Source organism: Profundicola chukchiensis, assembly GCF_029664245.1.
GTDB classification, from domain to species: domain Bacteria; phylum Bacteroidota; class Bacteroidia; order Flavobacteriales; family Weeksellaceae; genus Profundicola; species Profundicola chukchiensis.
This window is the reverse complement of the sequence record NZ_JANAIE010000009.1, coordinates 64,783-84,016: the sequence shown is the minus strand read 5'-3', so window position 1 is coordinate 84,016 and position 19,234 is coordinate 64,783. Positions and strand designations below refer to the sequence as shown.

Below are 19,234 nucleotides of genomic sequence, written 5' to 3'. Positions count from 1 at the left end.
GACAGATTTTTGTATATTTGGCCTTTATTGATTCTTATCAGTATTCCCATGCAAACAACAGAAAAAATCATAGACGAAAAGCGTCAAGGAGAGGCTTTAAACATAACCACAGAAAAGAAACACAATAAGAAGTTGTTCTTAGAAAGTTATGGTTGCCAAATGAACTTTTCGGACTCAGAAATAGTCGCATCTATCTTAGATAAAGAAGGTTATGCAACAACTCAAAATTTTGAGGAAGCAGATTTAATTTTATTGAATACCTGCTCAATCCGTGAAAAAGCGGAGCAAACGGTTCGTAAAAGACTAAGTCAGTTTAATCAAGTTAAACAAAAAAATCCTTCGCTTACTATCGGTGTTTTAGGCTGTATGGCTGAAAGATTAAAAGATAAATTTCTTGAGGAGGAACACCTTGTAGATTTAGTTGTTGGCCCCGATGCTTATCGAGATTTACCCAATTTATTAAAACAAACAGATGACGGTCGTTCGGCTGTGAATGTAATTCTTTCTAAAGATGAAACATATGCCAACTTAAGCCCAGTTCGTTTGGGTGGAAATGGTGTTACAGCGTTTGTATCTATCACAAGAGGTTGCGATAACATGTGTACGTTTTGTGTTGTGCCCTTTACAAGAGGCCGCGAACGTAGCCGTGACCCGCATTCTATCTTGAATGAATGTAAAGAATTATGGGAGAATGGATACAAAGAGATTACTCTTTTAGGTCAAAACGTAGATAGTTATCTTTGGTATGGTGGTGGTCTTAAAAAAGACTTTAAAAAAGCTACCGAAATGCAAAAAGCAACCGCTGTTGATTTTGCAATGCTACTAGACATGGTGGCTACAGCCGTTCCAGGGATGAGAATCCGATTCTCTACTTCTAATCCACAAGATATGGGACGAGATGTGCTACACGTAATGGCGAAGCACGAAAATATTTGTAAATATATTCACTTGCCGGTTCAATCTGGAAACACAGAAGTTTTAAAAAGAATGAATCGTCAGCACACAAGAGAAGAATATATTGCTCTTATCGACGATATTAAAACAATCTTGCCTACATGTGCGCTATCGCACGATATGATTGCAGGTTTCTGCGACGAAACCGAAGAAGAACATCAAGATACTTTATCATTAATGGAGTATGTGAAATATGATTTCGGATATATGTTTGCCTATTCAGATCGCCCTGGTACACCTGCACACAAGAAGATGGACGACAATGTTCCAGATGATGTAAAGAAACGAAGATTAACAGAAATCATTAATCTTCAACAACAGCATTCTGCAGAAAGAATGAATTCTTATGTTGGAAAAGTACACGAAGTATTAATCGAAGGAAACTCGAAGAGAGATGACCAAGAGTGGATGGGAAGAAACACTCAAAATGCAGTTGTTGTATTCCCAAAAACGGGCAATGAAAAAGTAGGTGATTTTGTAATGGTAAGAGTAGACTCTTGTACCACAGCTACTTTATTAGGTGAAAAAGTCTAAGAAATAGTTAAAAACATTCTGAATTAAAAGAAAAATAGCTTTATTGCGTTATTATTAAAAGCAAATAATTCCTTTATGAAAAAAATAAGCATCTTACTTCCAATGATTTTGGTATTCTTTGGTTGTGTTGAATCTGAATTAATTATTCCAGGAGAGAACGTTGGAGGTGGAAATGTAGGTGACGAAAACCCTACCCCAACTTCACTTTTACAAACTTATGATTATCAATCTCCGTTTAGTAGCTATCAGTTTAATTATAATTCAGATGGTGATTTATCCCAAGCAAGTTTGTCTAATATTATTAATGGACAAAGCACTATGAACGGTTTTAGTGTTACTTGGATAGACGCTTTGATTTCACAAATCAGCACTACACCCCAAGGAACATTCTCTGCATCTTCTGATTTTACTTATAACGATTCAGGAGAATTAGTAGAAATTAATGCTGGAACAACACCAGAAACAAAACTGCTTATTGAGCATGATGCAGCAAGCATTACAGCAACAAGAATTGTAGATGGTGTGGAAGAAAATACATTTAACTTCACTAAAGACACTTACGGCTATATTAATTCAATGGAAGTGACAGACGCCACATCTGGAGATCAAGTTCAAGTGATGTTTAATATGAATGCGAATTTAATTAGCTCTAATGAAGTTATCGTAAATGGTGCTACAGTTAATTCATATACATACACTTACGACAACAAAGTCAATCCTTTATTCTCACAAACGATCGATGCTTTTAACGCTTTAGTATTACATAATGCTTTTGAAATGGATGCTACTAGTATGAAATTCAATTTAGATAATTTCGCCATGCTTAGAAGCGCTAACAATATTACTTCAATGGTCATTGAAAATGCAGAACATAATGCTACCATAGAATACGAGTACACTTATAATGAGAACAACTTACCTACTACTGCAACTGCAAGTATTGAAGGAGAGACAGAACCAAGCACAATAACTTTTACTTACTATTAAAAAAACTTCATGAAAAGAATTTTAATCTTCAGTTTACTTTCATTCTTCACTTTTTCTTGTACAGAATATAACGATGATGGCTTGCCATCTGAACCAGGAAATATTGTCATTACAAATCCAGATGGGACCAAGAAAGTTAAGCAAGTAGTTATTACCATGGATGGTTCTTTTGAAATGGCTACAGAAATGCCAATGGATATCCAAAGTGTTTCTACCACTACTTTTGCCACCGATTCTTATAGTAGAGAAACAAGTACGATTTCAACTTATAATGGTTCAGGTGAGGGACAAACTATACCTGTTACTTCTACTGAAACTTGGGAGGGACGTAAGTTTATTCAAATGCAAAATTCATCGGATAGAGTGGTATTTTCCTACAATGAAGATCAATTAATCGGATTCAATTCATTTAATGATAATAGTCCATTTGGTTCAGGTGAAATCACAGCTACTGAAAATGAGATTAATCTAATAACTTCAGCTTTAAGTCCGTTTAATGTTCCTACAAATACAGTATTTACTTTAGAGAATGGATATATTTCTGCTGTGGAGATTACTAATACAGAGGATAATAGTGTTTATAATATAGATATCTCGAGGAGTAATGCGAATATTACACAATTGGTTATTAATTCGCCTACTGGTAGCAAAACCTACAATTACACCTATGATGCTAACATCAATCCCATGCATTTGGCATATGAAACTCCACTTCAACAAACCTATGCAGAGATTGCTAGACTTATTACAAGCAATTTTAATCTTAATATACACGAAGGAAATCAAAACATCAATAGCATAGAATCTTCTTTTAGAATGATGCTAAGCGAAGGAAACAATAATCTATTAAGTGCCACTTCGGGTAATGAGAGATTGTTTTCAACAAGCATTTCATATGATGATGAAAACTATCCTATCGCTTCTACAGGTGAAGGAACATTTCAATTCTCACTTGGTGGAATTTTAGATGGTATAATTGAATCTATGACCGAAATGATGGAACAAATGGGGTTTTCACAAGAAGAAATAGATGAATCCATAGCCAACACGCAAGAAGAGTTTTCTAATGGTGTAGAAATGGAAATGTCTACTACCTCAGAAATTTCATATTACGAATAATAAGTTTTAGAAAAATAAATGGCAGACGCTTTACAAAGTATTAAACAGCGATTTGGTATCATTGGCTCAGACCCTGGGCTCAATAGAGCGATTGAACGCGCTATTCAAGTCGGACCAACAGACATTTCTGTTTTGGTGACCGGCGAAAGTGGTGTGGGTAAAGAAGCCATTCCAAAAATTATTCATTCCTTAAGTCAAAGAAAACACAATAATTACATTGCAGTAAACTGTGGTGCTATACCAGAAGGCACAATCGATTCAGAACTTTTCGGACATGAAAAAGGAGCTTTTACAGGAGCTTCTACCACCAGAAAAGGTTACTTTGAGGTGGCTGATGGCGGAACCATTTTCTTAGATGAAGTTGGTGAACTTCCACTACATACACAAGTGCGATTATTGCGCGTATTAGAGACGGGTGAATTTATGAAAGTAGGTTCATCTGAAGTCCAAAAAACAGATGTTCGTATTGTTGCAGCAACCAATGTAAATGTCTTAGATGCTGTTGGGAAAGGGAAGTTTAGAGAAGATTTATATTATCGCTTAAACACGGTTGAAATCACCTTGCCCCCACTTCGTAAAAGAAAAGAAGATATTGCATTATTGTATAGAAAATTTGCGGTAGATTTTGCCGAAAAATATCATCGCCCAGTTGTTAGACTTACGCCTGAAGCACAAAGAGTCTTAGAAAACTATGCTTGGCCAGGAAACATAAGACAGCTAAGGAATTTCACAGAAGAAATTTCGGTGGTTGAAACCGATACCGAAGTAGATCATCACGAGATTCTTAAGTTTTTACCAACTCACAGCATTATTGCAGTTAAAAATCAAGCCTCTCCAGATGGAGTTTCATCTGCAGAGTTTAATACAGAGAGAGAAATTCTTTATAAATTCTTATTCGATATGAAGAAGGATTTAAATGATTTAAGAGCTCTGACCATGGAACTTCTTTCTAAGAATTCCAGCGAAGTTGTTGAGGAAAATAGAGACTTAGTAAAAAGAATCTTTAGCACGGATAACATGCCGCCCTCTGATTCATTATTGCATTACGAAGAGCAAAGCATCGAACCTATTCCACAGTATTCTGACATCGAAGATTATGAATATGAGGATATTGACGAGAACGAGTCACTATCTCTACAAGACAACGAAATGGAATTGATAGAGAAAGCTCTCGAAAAGCATAATGGAAGAAGAAAAGATGCTGCTAAGGATTTAGGAATTTCTGAAAGAACCTTGTATAGAAAAATTAAGCAATATGAACTTTAGAAATTTTAGTTTAATTCTATTAAGTTTATTCTTGTTCATCTCTTGCTATTCCTTTACAGGATCTTCATTAGACCCAAGAATTAAAACCATTAAAATCGATAAATTCCCAAATTATTCGGCTTATCAAAATCCGAACTATAGCCAGGAGTTTACAAATGATTTGCAATTGAGATTTGATCAAAGAACAAATCTTATTTTATCTAATGATGAATCAGCTCATATTAAAATAGAAGGCGAAATTATGGATTATTATGTTGCTCCTGCAGCTATTGTGAGCGGTGAACAAGCAGCATTAAATAGATTGCATATTCAAATCAAGGTAAGGTATTTTAACACCATAGATGATTCTAAAAGCTTTACTCGTACTTTTTCTGATTACGAAGATTTTCCAAATAATCAGACATTGCAACAAGTTGAGTCTAGTTTAGTTCCAGACATCAACGAAAGGTTGATTGATCAAATATTTACAGCAGTAGTTGCTGATTGGTAAATTGAAAAAATGAATAGTCAAATTTTAAATCTTTTTCATAATCCCCTTTCCATTTCGTCCCAAGATTTATTTCAAATTGAGGATGAGATAGAGAAATACCCTTATTTTCAAGCATTACAGTTGCTTAAGGCAAAAGCCGTATCCACTTCTGATGAGGAAACCTTGACTTCTGTTTTAAATAAAACAGCAACATTCTGTTCTAATAGAAGTATTTTATTCGAATACATTCATACCGAAACTCAAGAGAAGGTAGTTGAGGAAGAAACTGCAAAAGAAGAGATTGATTTAGAAGAAGTTGATTCTGAAGCTAATATTCAAGATGTCATCAAACAAAAAAGTCAGGAAGAAACTTCTGCTGAAAAAGAGATTGTAGATGACAAACAAGAAGAAATTGAAAGCTTAATTAAGGCTCACGAGAAAGTTTATCCTAAAGTTGAGGAGGAAAAAATCATAGAACCTACTAAGCCAGAAGACAAAGAGGAAACGACTACAGCTGAAACAGCTAAATCTAATTTATCATTTAGTCAGTGGTTAAAAAGCAGTCATCGAACTCCAGAAGAAACTGAAGAAGTAGCCAAAGAAACCGATGTGGTTAACGAAAAGTTTAAAGTAATTGAAGAGTTTTTAGATAAAAACCCAAAAATCACACCTTCTAAGGAATACAAACCAAGCATAGAAATTCAAAGTACGAATAAAGAGAATTTATCACATTTAATGACTGAAACTTTGGCAAAAATCTATGTAGAACAAAATAAATTTGATAAAGCAATTAAAGCTTATACAATTTTACGTTTGAAATATCCAGAAAAAAGTGGTTACTTTGCAGACCAAATTAAAGAAATTCAAGAATTAAAGCATAAATAAAATATGGTAACTGGTACATTTATATTCTTAATGATAGTGTTAATGGCAATTTGCTTAATCTTAACACTAGTTATATTATCTCAAAATCCTAAAGGTGGAGGATTATCTTCTACATTTGGAGGTGGCGGAAGTCAAATGTTTGGTGTTCAAAGAACCAATGACTTTTTAGACAAAGCTACTTGGACTTTAGCTGCAATTATTGCTGCAGTAGTTATCTTAGCTAACGTAATGTTACCAAGAACAGGAGGTCAAAACTTAGTACCAGATATTCCAGTTTTGGAGAATACTTTACCTCAAGCTACACCAGGTGACGGTGCCGATGCACCTGCTCAACCACTAGCTCCAGCTGAACCAACTGAGACAGCTGAATAAATTGAGGCCTTACTAAAAAATATAAAAAAACGACTGATTGTGTAAATCTGTCGTTTTTTTTGTGAATATTCGCAAACCTTAACATAATTTAAGTCAGCATTAAGGTGATAAGCTTAAATATTTTAATATTTTTACAAATCTGTATAAAAAAGAACTTTTAATACATTATTTAATTAATTTTATGAAAACACGTTTATTCATGCTTTGCTTGATTATGAGTGGTAGTATCTTCGCCCAGAATTTCTGGACGTCTACTTCGATTAATCAAAAAGAGCTAAAGGACAACAAAGTAGTTGTTCAAGACCAAAATCTTTATGCAATTGACCTTGCAGCTCTAATGAATCACCTAGAAGGTGTTCCAGAAAGAGTAAACTATGCTATTGAATCTAATCACACATTAGAATTCCCTAATATTCACGGGAAGTTTGAGAAGTTTTATGTAGCAGAAGCCTCTAACTTCGCGCCTGGATTACAAGCTCAGTTTCCAAACATTAGATCTTATAGAGGTGTGAGCACTACAAATCCAGCTGTTTCTATTGCGTTCAGTGTTTCTCCATTAGGAGTTCAATCTATGCGTGTAGAAGCTGGTAACTACACTACTTTCACAGAAGCAGTTACAACTGATAACTCAGTTTATATTGTTAAAAGAAAGAGTGACAAATCTCCTGAGTGGGCTTGTACTACAACGCCAGACGAAGAGATGGAAAACGAATTATTGGACAGATATCACAACGCTCCTGAAGGATTAGACGCAGATGATCAAACAATGCGTGACTTCAGATTAGCTTTATCTTGTACTGGTGAATATGCACAATACTTTGGTGGTACTGTAGAAGGTGCTTTAGCAGGTATGAATGCTACTATGACAAGAGTAAATAGCATCTTAGAAAGAGACGTAACCGTACATTTAACAATGATTGAAAACAACGCTGATGTTGTTTATACTAATGCTGCTACAGATCCATACTCTCCAGCTTCTGGAATGAGCGCTTGGAACAACCAATTACAATCTACTTTAACATCTGTTATTGGTGATGCTAACTACGACATCGGTCACTTATTTGGTGCTACTGGTGGTGGTGGAAACGCAGGTTGTATCGGTTGTGTTTGTGGACCTAGAAAAGGTAGTGCATTTACATCTCCATACGATGGTCAGCCAGAAGGAGATAGATTCGATGTTGACTTTGTTGTTCACGAAATTGGTCACCAATTAGGTGCTAACCATACTTTCAGTAGATATGAGGGAACAGGAGTTAACTACGAGCCTGGTAGTGGTTCAACCATTATGGGATATGCTGGTATTACTTATCCTCATACCAACGTACAAATGTATAGTGATGATTATTTCCACACAGGAAGCATTCAACAAATTACTTATAATATTAAAAACAAAACTTGTCCAACAGAGACAATTATTGCTAACCAAACTCCAACTGTAGATGCAGGAGGTGGATATACAATTCCAGTAGGAACTCCATTTATTTTAAGTGGATCAGGTGCAGATGCTGATGGCGACGAAATTACATTTACTTGGGAACAAGTAGACTCTAGTAGCTCGGCTTATAACGACTTTAAAGTTGGTGATCCTAACAGATCTAATGGTCCTATCGTTAGAAGTGTACCTCCAACCACTAGCCCTGTTCGTTATATTCCTTCATTTGACAAAGTAAAACAAGGAATTCTTTCTACTCCATTCGAATCAGTTTCTAATGTAGCTCGTAGTATGAACTTCGCTTTACAAGTTAGAGATAACAACCCTGCTGGTGGACAAACTATTTCTGAAAGAATTAGAATTGGTGTAACAGCTAATGGTGGTGCATTTAGAGTAAATTCACCTAATTCAAGCTCTTCAGTTCCTACAGGTTCTGAATTAGAAGTTACTTGGAACGTAGCAGAAACTACTCAAGCTCCAGTAAATACTACTTTAGTAGATATTTTATTATCAACTGATGATGGTGATACATTTACTTTACTTGCAGAAAATGTAGATAACAACGGTTCTTATACAGTTAACATTCCAGCAGATGCTATGACAGAAAATGCTTTCATTATGGTAAAAGCTGTTGACAATATTTTCTATGCATTAAGTCAAAAATTCTTAATTGGATATGACGTTAGTGTAACTTGTCATGATTTCGACGCTATTGGATTACCTCTAGATATCGCTGACGGAACAGGATCTAGCTACGGATCATATGCTGTAGGTACAGTACCAGTTACAGATGTTGGACCAGTAGAAGAAATTCGTGTTTCTGTGGATATTACACACACTTATGTAGGTGATTTACAGATTGCATTTAACTCTCCTTCTCCATCTAACTTAAACTTTATTTGGAACAGACAATGTGCTTCAGCTGACAACTTAAATTTAACATTTGCAGATGGTGAACCAGCTGTAGACTGTTCAGAAACTACGTCAGGAACTGTTGCTCCAAACGTTCCATTTAGTTCATACGAAGGATTCCAAACACAAGGAAACTGGTTGGTAGGAGTTAGAGATGGTGGATCTGGTGATACAGGTACATTTAATGCAGCAACTATTTCATTCTGTAAAACAACTACTTCTCCAATGGGAGTAAATGATGTGAATAAAGATAACATGATGGTTCATGTATATCCTAACCCATCAAAAGGTGAGTTTAACGTGAAAATGGATCTTGCTACTAAAGGAGTTTCTTTAGGTGTTTATGATGTTACAGGAAAACAAATCCTTTCTTATAAAGACAAAGAAGCTACTGGTACATTCAACCACGTATTGAATTTAGATTCAGTTGCACAAGGTGTTTACATCTTACAAATTCAAACTGGAAACGAAATAATCAGCAAAAAACTTATTGTTAAGTAAGCAAAGAATTATTTCTGAATAAATATAGAATGCCAAGCTGACTGACAGCTTGGCATTCTTTTTTTGACTAAAACTGACATCATATTATCCTTCAGTTAATAAGATTATTATTTTAAAACCACAAGATTCTAAAATTCAACTCATTACCATTTTATGATAAAAAAATAAGGTTTCACTTGGCATGGAATATGACTTAATAGCTTGCAATTAATTTAAAAATAAAAAACATAAAATACTATGAGTGATTTAAACATTAAACCGTTAGCAGACAGAGTGGTTGTTGAGCCGTCTCCAGCTGAGACAAAAACCGCTTCTGGAATTATTATTCCTGATACCGCAAAGGAGAAACCACAAGAAGGTGTTATTGTTGCTGCTGGACCTGGTAAAAAAGATGAGCCAGTTACAGTTAAGGTTGGTGATAAAGTTTTGTATGGTAAATATGCTGGTACTGAACTTAAATTAAATGGCAAAGACTATCTAATCATGAGAGAGTCTGACATTTTCGCAATTGTTTAAACTAAACTTATTTAAAATACTAATTAAAAATTAGAACAAATTATGGCAAAAGATATAAAATTCAATGTTGAATCAAGAGATGCATTAAAACGAGGAGTTGACCGTTTGGCTGATGCAGTGAAAGTTACATTAGGACCAAAAGGTAGAAACGTTGTTTTAGGAAAATCATTTGGAGCTCCAAACGTAACTAAAGATGGTGTTTCTGTTGCTCGCGAAATCGAGTTAGAAGATCCAATCGAAAACATGGGTGCACAAATGGTGAAAGAAGTTGCATCTCGTGCAAATGATTTAGCTGGTGACGGTACTACTACTGCAACTGTTTTAGCTCAAGCTATCGTTCGCGAAGGTTTGAAAAACGTTGCTGCAGGTGCTAACCCAATGGATTTAAAAAGAGGAATCGACAAAGCTGTTGAAGCTGTAGTTGCTTTCTTAAAAACAATTTCTACAGAAGTTGGTGATAGCTCTGAAATGATTAAGCAAGTTGCTTCTATCTCAGCTAACAACGACGATGTAATCGGGTCTTTAATCGCTGATGCATTCTCTAGAGTTGGAAAAGAAGGTGTAATCACTGTTGAGGAAGCTAAAGGTACTGACACTTACGTGGACGTAGTAGAAGGAATGCAATTCGACAGAGGATACCAATCTCCTTACTTCGTTACTAACTCTGAGAAAATGACAACTGAATTGGAGAACCCAATGATCTTGTTATATGACAAAAAGATTTCTAACATGAAGGATCTTTTACCAATCTTAGAGCCAGTTGCACAACAAGGTAAATCTTTATTAATTATCTCAGAAGAAGTTGAAGGAGAAGCTTTAGCTACTTTGGTAGTTAACAAATTGAGAGGTTCACTTAAGATTGCTGCTGTTAAAGCTCCAGGATTTGGTGATAGAAGAAAAGCTATGCTAGAAGACATCGCTATCTTGACAGGTGGTACTGTAATCTCTGAAGAAAGAGGATTCTCTTTAGAAAATGCTACTTTAGACATGCTAGGTACTGCAGAGAAAGTTTCTATCGACAAAGACAATACTACAGTTGTTAATGGTGCTGGTGAAGAGCAAGCTATCAAAGACAGAGTAAACCAAATCAAATCTCAATTAGAGAATACAACTTCTGACTACGACAAAGAAAAATTACAAGAAAGATTGGCTAAATTAGCTGGTGGAGTAGCTGTAATGTATGTTGGAGCAGCTTCTGAAGTTGAAATGAAAGAGAAGAAAGATAGAGTTGACGATGCTTTACACGCAACTAGAGCTGCTGTAGAAGAAGGTATCGTTGCTGGTGGTGGTGTTGCATTAGTGAGAGCTATTGAGGCATTATCTAGCTTAGAAGCAGAAAATGCTGATGAGAAAACTGGTATCAATATCATTAAGAAAGCTATCGAAGAGCCATTACGTCAAATCGTAGCTAACGCAGGCGGAGAAGGATCTGTTGTGGTTGCTAAAATTAAAGGCGAAACTGGTGATTACGGATATAATGCTAAAACAGAGCAATATGTAAATATGCTTGAAGATGGTATTATCGACCCTACTAAAGTAACAAGAGTAGCTTTAGAAAATGCTGCATCTGTAGCAGGAATGTTGGTCACAACAGAAGCTGTTGTATATGAAATCCCATCGGAAAATGATGGTGGTGGAATGCCAGCAGGTATGCCAGGAATGGGCGGCATGGGTGGAATGATGTAATCATCTCACAATAATAAATTCAAAAGACTGTCTAATTTGGCAGTCTTTTTTTTGTTTAAAATAATTAAGACCGGTATGCCCTACTCTATTTAAACTTAAATTTGATTTAAAAATTTCTATTCTTCCATCTTTACCTGACGTAAAAGAATAATCGAAAGTAAAAAGAAAATCCCCAAGGATAAAGCTGAATACTGCATACTACCGGTTAAATATAAAACCTGAGCAAAAATGAAGCTTCCTAAAATCAAGGCTACTTTTTCTACAATATCATAAAAGCTAAAGTAAATCGTGTTATCACTTGTTTTAGGTAGTAATTTCGAATAAGTAGAACGAGTTAATGCTTGAACACCTCCCAAAACTAGTCCTACGGTCGCTCCTAACGCATAGAATTCATATTCCACGTATTTATCTGTGCTGTGCATCATAAAGGCTCCTAAGCAGATTAAAGCCCAAATCAATAAACCTAAAGTTAGAGATTTTAAGTTCCCAAATCTCTTAGATAATCTTGAGAAAATATAAGATCCAGCCACCGCTACGAATTGTATTAATAATATGGTAATAATGAGTTTGTTGGTATTTAAGCCTAATTCATCTTTACCAAATATGGTTGCCATGTAGTTAATGGTTTGAATACCTACACTTAATAGAAAGAACGCCAGCAGATAAAACTTAAGATTTCGTTCTTGAAATAATTGATTTCCTACTTGGAGTAATTCTCTATGACTATGAAATAAAATTTGTTTAGACCTAATTTTACTAGGTTTGGTATAGCTCTTAGGCAGCTTGATAAAAGTATATTGAGCAAAACCTATCCACCATAGTGCAACAAGTATAAAGGAATATCGTGTTAATGCTTCATCTACAAGTGTTATGAAGATTAAACAAATAATCAATAGAATCGCTGAGCCTAAATAACCATAAATAAATCCTCTAGCACTTAATTGATCCTGTTGTTCTTTTTCAGCAATTTCCGGTAAATAAGCATTATAAAAAACTAAACTTCCCCAATAACCTACACTCGCGAGTATACTGCCTAAAATCCCAATCCATAATGTATTATAATCCGTGAAGAAGAACAATGAAAAACATCCCATCGCTCCTAGCCAAGAGAAAATCTTAAGGAATAGTTTCTTATTACCAATTTGATCGGCAACCGCAGATAGAATGGGAGAAATTAAAACAACAATCATAAAAGAGGCTGTAATAGAATAAGAATATAATATTCCCTTATCTGAGAATGGAATTCCAAAGACAGCTACTTTCTTAAAATCGTCTAATACAGAACTAAAATATATAGGAAAAATAGCCGTAGTTATCACCAATGAATAAACCGAATTGGCCCAATCATAAAATGCCCATGCAAACTGTTGTGATTTTCTTTCTTTTGAAATTACATTCATATACGCAACAAATTAAATACCGAGCAATTTATGCTTTTCAAAATTAAAAATTTAAAGACTAGGAATTTAATCCTTCAATAGGTTATTAAATCTACTCAGCTTATATTCCTCAGGGATTTCAGATTTGTGTTCAATATGATTAAATAGATATTGAGATAAACTTGGAGCATTAAAAGATCCTCTAGTTCCCATGCCATTGAGTAGAAACATATTTCTAAATTTAGGATGTTCCCCTATAATACTTCGTCTATCCTCTACAGTTGGTCGGAAGGCAGCCCTATGCTCTACCACTTTGTATTCACCTTTATAATATGCCGATAATTTCTCTAGCAATAATTCCTTATTGGCTTCGGTAGGTTCTGGTGAATCATAATCAACATCGTAGGTAGCTCCAACATAATATTTATTTCCACCTAAAGGCATAAGGAAGTTTTTAGATTTAAAAATGATATCTGGAAGTTCTTGATCTATCTCCAATTCTAAAATTTCACCCTTATTCTTGATAATGGGAACATAATTAAAATATGGATTGTGCTCCAGCCCTACACCTTCTGCAAAAACAACCTGTTTAGATTCAATATCACCATACTTATTGGTTTCTGTATCCATAGAGTCATAATCGAATCTTTCATTGATTATATGCTCGTTAAATTGCTTTTTAAAGGATTCAATTAACAAACTCATATCTACCCAACCACAATGCATTACTTCACCAAAACCATAGGGCGCATGAATTCCTTCAAAAGAATTAGGAATAATCTCTGGGTTCAGGAATTTTTGGAGAATAGGTTTCTTTGAAATTTTCTTTACCCAAATTTCAGTTTCATGCTGATTGGCAAAAATTCTATAAATTTTCTTAGGGTGAATAATCTTCTGATTTAATAAGGACTCAAATTCACCAAAGGTTTTCACCAACTGATCCATTTGCTCCACAGCTCTATGAATCGTGGTAAAACGAAAAAGTATGATTGGATTATACATCCCGGCCGCCACATGAGACGCTTGTTTTTTGTTATCAGCAATAATTTTAAAAGTTTTATTGTTGTCTAAGCATTGTTTTGCAAAACAAACACCTGCTATTCCCAATCCTACAATGAGATAATCTACTTTTTGTGGCATACAATATTTTCGTGGAGGTTAAATAGAAGTACAAAGTTACTGAAAATGAATTTCGATAGCTATAAAACGCTATTTATAAATTATCTTGAACGCAAAAAAGCCTCTTCAAAATTGAAAAGGCTTTTTTTATTATTATGAAAACTCAGATTAGTAATTCCACATATCGTTTTCTCTTTCTAAGATAGTTCCACGAATTCTGTGTGATTCTTCTAGCTGTGCTTGAGCGTCTTTTGGAAGATAGTCTTCTATACTTCTGTTACCCAAAGCATCGCTTGATTTATAAATAATCGCATTGAATCTACGTGCATTTAACATATCATCGAAAGTAACTTTAGATGCAGAGTTCTGTGGGTTGAAGATGGTGTACTTATGTAGTACTTTACGTGCATCTGGATAGAATACCCAGAATAAATCTACGTAATCATCTGCTCCCTCGAATCCTCTACCAATTGATTGAGCATCTGGCCCCATCATGGCTAAACCTAAAATTCTATAACGCATTTCCGATAATCTCTTGTCAATGTACCACATGCCTTTAACTTTCACCATTTTAATCTTATCTGATTCAATAACGTAGTTATCTAAACCAGGGTCAGCTACTTGGCTCATGTCTAGACCTTGCTCTTTTTGCTCCCAATACCAATCGGTAGTATCGCTTCTCGATAAAGCGCTCATGGCAGCATCATTGTCAATTTTATATTGGAAATATTCGTCGTCGAAAACTTCTGTGATTTCTCCACTTTCAATACCTTGCTTCAACGCATCGAATAAAGACAAAGTTTGATAAACAGTACCATCAGATGAGTTATAGTAAGGCTGATTAATTCTTTCATTTAAATCAATCACTTCCCATACTACCTTAGAATATAGTACATCATCTTCATTGATGAAGCCATAATCCATAGGCGTAACGTCCTTTTCTATCGTGTCACCTTTGGCTGTAACCGTTAAGTTTTGTTCACGCATTTGCCTTAATTCTTCAGGCGATTTAGCGTTCAGGATACTCTGCGCATAAGTTGCGCTGAATCCTAACAAGACTAAAATTATACTTAAAAACTTACTATTCATTTTATGTTCTTTGTTTCTATTCTGTTCTGAAATAACGTTGAAATTAGTATTTCATTGTGCAAAAATACGTAATCTTATTGTACATCAATTACAACTGGTGCAATATTAGGAATTCTTGTGTTTCCTAAACCACTTGCTGTTGCCTCGATATCAAAGATATTTACCGCAGCTCCTGCTTGTACTTGATCTAAGATTCTTCCAACTCCACTTAAGTTATTACCACTAACAGAAACTGTTTTCTGTCCTGGTACTTTAACCTTAAAGCTAGTAACTGTGAATGATACTGGGAATTCGAAATCTGGAATTGACGCCTCTACTTGTAATCTGCTCAATGAGCTCTTAGCTACAGTTAAAGCATTTTTTCCACGGATTTGTCCTTGTGGCGCAGGAATTGGCTTAATTCTAAATTCTTTTCTCTCCGTAACTGTTTTACCAGATGAAGTTTTAGCTGAAGCAGTGAATATTACACTGTTCCCTCCAGAAACTACATAGTTATAGCTACCGTTAGATCCACTTAACGAACCTGTAGATGCAGACATACTGATAGGTCCATCAGCACCATTGATTGTTGCAGTAATTGGGTTGGTTACACCACGATAAACAACATTCATCTTATCCGCAGAAATTGAACCTCCTGAAGGTGCAGTTTCTAATGTCTCAGATACTACAGAGTAAGAGTGAGAGAATTCCTCTTCTTTCTCAGTTCCATTTGGTAATTTATATTTCACCTTACCAGCAAAGGTATGGTTACCTTTTGCAGAGCTTAATGGAATTGTTGCTTTACCAGCGTTTAATGGATAATCTTTACCATTTAATGTAATTGTTCCACCTACTTCGTCGTTATATGCTCCAATTGCTAAGAAAGCTTCTTTTTGAGTACCTTCTTTAATTACATCTGGAACGTCAACTAATAAAGTAGTCGTTGTAAATTCGATTTTCTCCTCTAATTTACTAGATAACATTTGGCGGATTGCGTTACCCTCCTCAGTTCTAGCATCTGCTTGAATCTTTGTTAAGTTAGTTAATGCTGCAATCATTGGCTGCTCATAGAATTTATCGCTAACCCATGATTTACTTTGTCTTTTAGACATTGTTTCTGTGTCGAATACCGAATTTAATCTTCTATCATCAACACCTGCATTTTTTAACTTTGCTTTAATATCTTGAATTCTCTTAACAAAGTTCTGTGCTTCTGTGTTTCCTTCTACTACGTTTCCTTTCCCTTCTTCTTTAAAGAATAATTGAACGATAGCTTCTGTACTTTGAAGAGCATTATAGTTAGTTTCTACTTCCTCGTTTGGATCAGCAGGAACTTCCTCTTCTGGTCTTAATTGTTCTTTTAAACCTTCGATATAGTTCACGAAATCGTCAACATCAGATTTTAAAGATTTTGCTTTGGCTACTGTGCCCGCATAATCTGGATCATCCTCTGCTTTCATTTCCATGTTCTTATAGAAAGTTGAGTTATTTTCTTCCGTTAAAGCGATTGATTGCTCGAAAGATTTATTTACGTCTTCAAAAGATCTCAACACCTCTCTATCTACTTGCATTGCCATCATAGCAATAAAGATTAGATACATCAGGTTGATCATCTTCTGCCGTGGTGATACTTTTCCCTTGGCCATTTTTTAGTAATTTGTAGAATTAATATACATTTAATAAGTCTTAGTGAAAAACTGAGATTATGCTCCAGGATTTCTCATAGCTGTTAACATACCTCCATAAACTTTGTTCAAGTTGTTTACGTTTGTAGTTAACTTGTTCATTTCTTGCATGAACTGCTCAGAACCTGATGCAGATTTCTCCATTTCAGAAATGAATTTCTTATTTAATTCTACTTGCTTTTTGCCGTTGTCTAATTGTACTTGGTATAATGCATTTAAACCTTCCATGTGGTTAGCCGCTAAAGCTAATTGATCACCATAAGCTTGGGTTGCTGAAGATGCATCTACTGATTTGTTGATGTCTGCTACTGCATGGCTGAAGTTGTCGATACCATCTCTTAAACGACTCATTAATGAAGCGTCTAATTTTGCATCAGCTAACATTTTATCTAATTTGTTAGATAAAGATACCTCAGCATCTCCTGTAGGAACTAAAGCATTTTTCTTAGTTGATTTAACTGCTGTTGAACCATCCAATAATTCAGGATAAGCTCTTTCCCATTCGTACTCTCCTTTTGGTGGATCGAATGCGAAAATAATGAAAATAAGAGCCTCAGTGATAAGACCGATTGCCAAAACTGCTGAACCATCTAAAGGACCAACTGCCCAGTGGTTAATCTTAAATAATGCTCCTAAAATTACAACTGATGCTCCTAAGGAATACACCATGTTTAAGATTACATCTTTTTTGCTTGATTTTACTGCCATTGTTGAATAATATTAATTAATGATTTTTGATTTTTTTTTGATTTTGAAGTGCCAGTCTTTTCTTTCTGGCAGGTATTTTTGAAGTTTCTTTTTTATTTATTGTCTTGTTCTCTTATATCTAACATTCGCTCCCTCAGGAATGTTTTGAACTGTTCTGAATCCAATATAAGATCTCGCTGAATCTTTGTGCTCCCAATCTCTAGCACCAACCATCAACATATATCCTACATCTTTCCAAGAACCACCTTTTACAGTTTTAGAAGGAATCTCTCTACCAGCACCTAAGTAAGGGTTTAAAGTAGATGTATATTCTCCAGACGCTGTACTATATGGTGATTGTGTCCACTCAGAAACGTTACCAGACATATCGTATAATCCGTAATCATTCGGGAAGAATGTTTTAACCGGTGCTGTATACATAAATCCAGCATCTTGATTCTTAGCACAACAATCCTCGATATAGTCACCACGCTTAGGCTTGAAGTTAGCTAAATAACATCCTCTACTGTCTGCTAAGTAAGGTCCACCCCAAGGATATGGAGCATCTTGCTTACCACCACGAGCTGCATATTCCCATTCTACCTCAGTTGGTAATCTATAGTCTATAATGTCTTCTCTATTTTTAGCTTTTAGAGATTGGTTATAAGCTTTGTGCTTTTGTGTTCTATAAGCCGCGAATGCTCTAGCTTGATCCCAAGTAACTCCTACTACTGGATAATCTGTATAAGCTTCGTTCCAAAAATAGTCGTTATGTAATGGATCGTTGTAAGCATAGTTAAAGTCACGAACCCAAACCGTAGTATCAGGATAAACGTTTACTGTATCCGTGATTACGAAATCACTTCTTTTAGCATTCTCGTTTAAGTGTGCTCTCGCTGCTTTGTTTTTATCAATCTCAGTGAAGATGTAGTTATATTTTCTAACGTCGATTAATCTCTCTCCGTTAAATCTTTCTTCTGGTGGATAGTACATTTCTTCCATTACCTCAACGTAATCTCTATCTGGGTATTCATATTTATCCCAAATTAAGTCGATGTCCCAGTTAAGTTGACGCTCAGATTCGTATCCGCTTCTACCATCAGCCATTTCATTAATGTACTCTTGATACGCTGATTGAGTCCCAGATCCATCACTCATATCTTTGAAAGCATAAGCTTCTAATCCAGTTGCACCAGAAGAAGTTGTTCCATCAAAGCCCATCTCATAAGCTCTTTCTGCTAATTTCTGACGTACAATAGAATCACGAACAAATTCAACAAACACCTTATACTCTGCGTTTGTAATTTCTGTGTCATCAATGTAAAAACCACTTACGGTTACCGTTTTAGGCGTAGCGTTTTGCTGTTGAGCGAAGTCATAATCTGTATTACCCATTACAAAAGATCCCGCAGGCACAGGAACCATTCCGATAGGTCTAGTTGGAGCAAAGCTCTTCGACTTTTGACTTGGAATAATCATACCTCGGTCATTTTTGCTCTTCTTTTTTCCACTTCCTCCACAGGAAAAGAAAAAGGAGGCCATAAGAAATACTACCAATATTTTTCTCATTATCACTCTTATTTTGCGAGTTTGTAAAACTATTACTTTTTAATTAATCGCCAAAAATTATTTTGACTGTCAAACAATAACGTTTGCTATTTAT

The 19,234-nt window shown here is 35.3% G+C and carries 16 protein-coding genes; 10 read left to right on the top strand and 6 right to left on the bottom strand.

Annotated elements, in window-relative coordinates; translation table 11 throughout:
- The first annotated feature begins 48 nt into the window (after positions 1-48).
- The 10 genes from miaB (at position 49) to groL (ending at position 11,633) form a co-directional block, all read left to right on the top strand.
- On the top strand, positions 49-1,488 hold the full coding sequence (miaB, locus tag NLM59_RS11060) for a tRNA (N6-isopentenyl adenosine(37)-C2)-methylthiotransferase MiaB (RefSeq protein WP_304417843.1): 1,440 nt from the start codon (positions 49-51) through the stop codon (positions 1,486-1,488).
- Between the two features lie 75 nt (positions 1,489-1,563).
- Entirely contained in the window at positions 1,564-2,475 is a 912-nt protein-coding gene (locus tag NLM59_RS11055; RefSeq protein ID WP_304417842.1) for a hypothetical protein, read from the top strand.
- Positions 2,476-2,484: 9 nt separating this feature from the next.
- Entirely contained in the window at positions 2,485-3,594 is a 1,110-nt protein-coding gene (locus NLM59_RS11050; protein ID WP_304417841.1) for a hypothetical protein, read from the top strand.
- An 18-nt stretch (positions 3,595-3,612) separates the two neighbouring features.
- Positions 3,613-4,860, top strand: a complete 1,248-nt coding sequence (locus NLM59_RS11045; RefSeq protein WP_304417840.1) for a sigma-54 interaction domain-containing protein — start codon at positions 3,613-3,615, stop codon at positions 4,858-4,860.
- Entirely contained in the window at positions 4,850-5,350 is a 501-nt protein-coding gene (locus NLM59_RS11040) for an LptE family protein (RefSeq protein ID WP_304417839.1), read from the top strand. Before NLM59_RS11045 ends, NLM59_RS11040 begins: the two co-directional genes overlap by 11 nt.
- 9 nt (positions 5,351-5,359) lie before the next feature.
- Complete coding sequence (locus NLM59_RS11035) at positions 5,360-6,214, top strand: hypothetical protein (RefSeq protein WP_304417838.1); 855 nt, start codon at positions 5,360-5,362, stop codon at positions 6,212-6,214.
- Between the two features lie 3 nt (positions 6,215-6,217).
- The gene (gene secG / locus NLM59_RS11030) at positions 6,218-6,586 is read left to right on the top strand and encodes a preprotein translocase subunit SecG (RefSeq protein WP_304417837.1); all 369 of its coding nucleotides are present in this window, start codon (positions 6,218-6,220) and stop codon (positions 6,584-6,586) included.
- Positions 6,587-6,767: 181 nt separating this feature from the next.
- A complete protein-coding gene (locus tag NLM59_RS11025) occupies positions 6,768-9,431 on the top strand; it encodes a zinc-dependent metalloprotease (RefSeq protein ID WP_304417836.1) in 2,664 nt (887 codons plus the stop codon).
- Positions 9,432-9,668: 237 nt separating this feature from the next.
- Positions 9,669-9,947: a co-chaperone GroES gene (locus tag NLM59_RS11020; protein ID WP_304417835.1), complete on the top strand. Its 279-nt coding sequence runs from the start codon at positions 9,669-9,671 to the stop codon at positions 9,945-9,947.
- 42 nt (positions 9,948-9,989) lie between these two features.
- A complete protein-coding gene (gene groL, locus NLM59_RS11015; RefSeq protein WP_304417834.1) occupies positions 9,990-11,633 on the top strand; it encodes a chaperonin GroEL in 1,644 nt (547 codons plus the stop codon).
- Positions 11,634-11,749: 116 nt separating this feature from the next.
- Here the strand turns inward: groL and NLM59_RS11010 are convergent, their stop codons facing one another.
- The 6 genes from NLM59_RS11010 to porK all read right to left on the bottom strand — a co-directional run bounded on the left by NLM59_RS11010 (position 11,750) and on the right by porK (position 19,140).
- A complete protein-coding gene (locus NLM59_RS11010) occupies positions 11,750-13,033 on the bottom strand; it encodes an MFS transporter (protein WP_304417833.1) in 1,284 nt (427 codons plus the stop codon).
- 66 nt (positions 13,034-13,099) lie between these two features.
- The gene (locus NLM59_RS11005) at positions 13,100-14,152 is read right to left on the bottom strand and encodes an NAD(P)/FAD-dependent oxidoreductase (protein WP_304417832.1); all 1,053 of its coding nucleotides are present in this window, start codon (positions 14,150-14,152) and stop codon (positions 13,100-13,102) included.
- A gap of 147 nt (positions 14,153-14,299) precedes the next feature.
- On the bottom strand, positions 14,300-15,220 hold the full coding sequence (gene porN / locus NLM59_RS11000; RefSeq protein WP_304417831.1) for a type IX secretion system ring subunit PorN/GldN: 921 nt from the start codon (positions 15,218-15,220) through the stop codon (positions 14,300-14,302).
- A 74-nt stretch (positions 15,221-15,294) separates the two neighbouring features.
- On the bottom strand, positions 15,295-16,845 hold the full coding sequence (porM, locus tag NLM59_RS10995) for a type IX secretion system motor protein PorM/GldM (protein WP_304417830.1): 1,551 nt from the start codon (positions 16,843-16,845) through the stop codon (positions 15,295-15,297).
- Between the two features lie 57 nt (positions 16,846-16,902).
- Complete coding sequence (porL, locus tag NLM59_RS10990; protein ID WP_304417829.1) at positions 16,903-17,592, bottom strand: type IX secretion system motor protein PorL/GldL; 690 nt, start codon at positions 17,590-17,592, stop codon at positions 16,903-16,905.
- Between the two features lie 96 nt (positions 17,593-17,688).
- Positions 17,689-19,140: a T9SS ring complex lipoprotein PorK/GldK gene (gene porK, locus NLM59_RS10985; RefSeq protein ID WP_304417828.1), complete on the bottom strand. Its 1,452-nt coding sequence runs from the start codon at positions 19,138-19,140 to the stop codon at positions 17,689-17,691.
- Positions 19,141-19,234 lie beyond the last annotated feature (94 nt).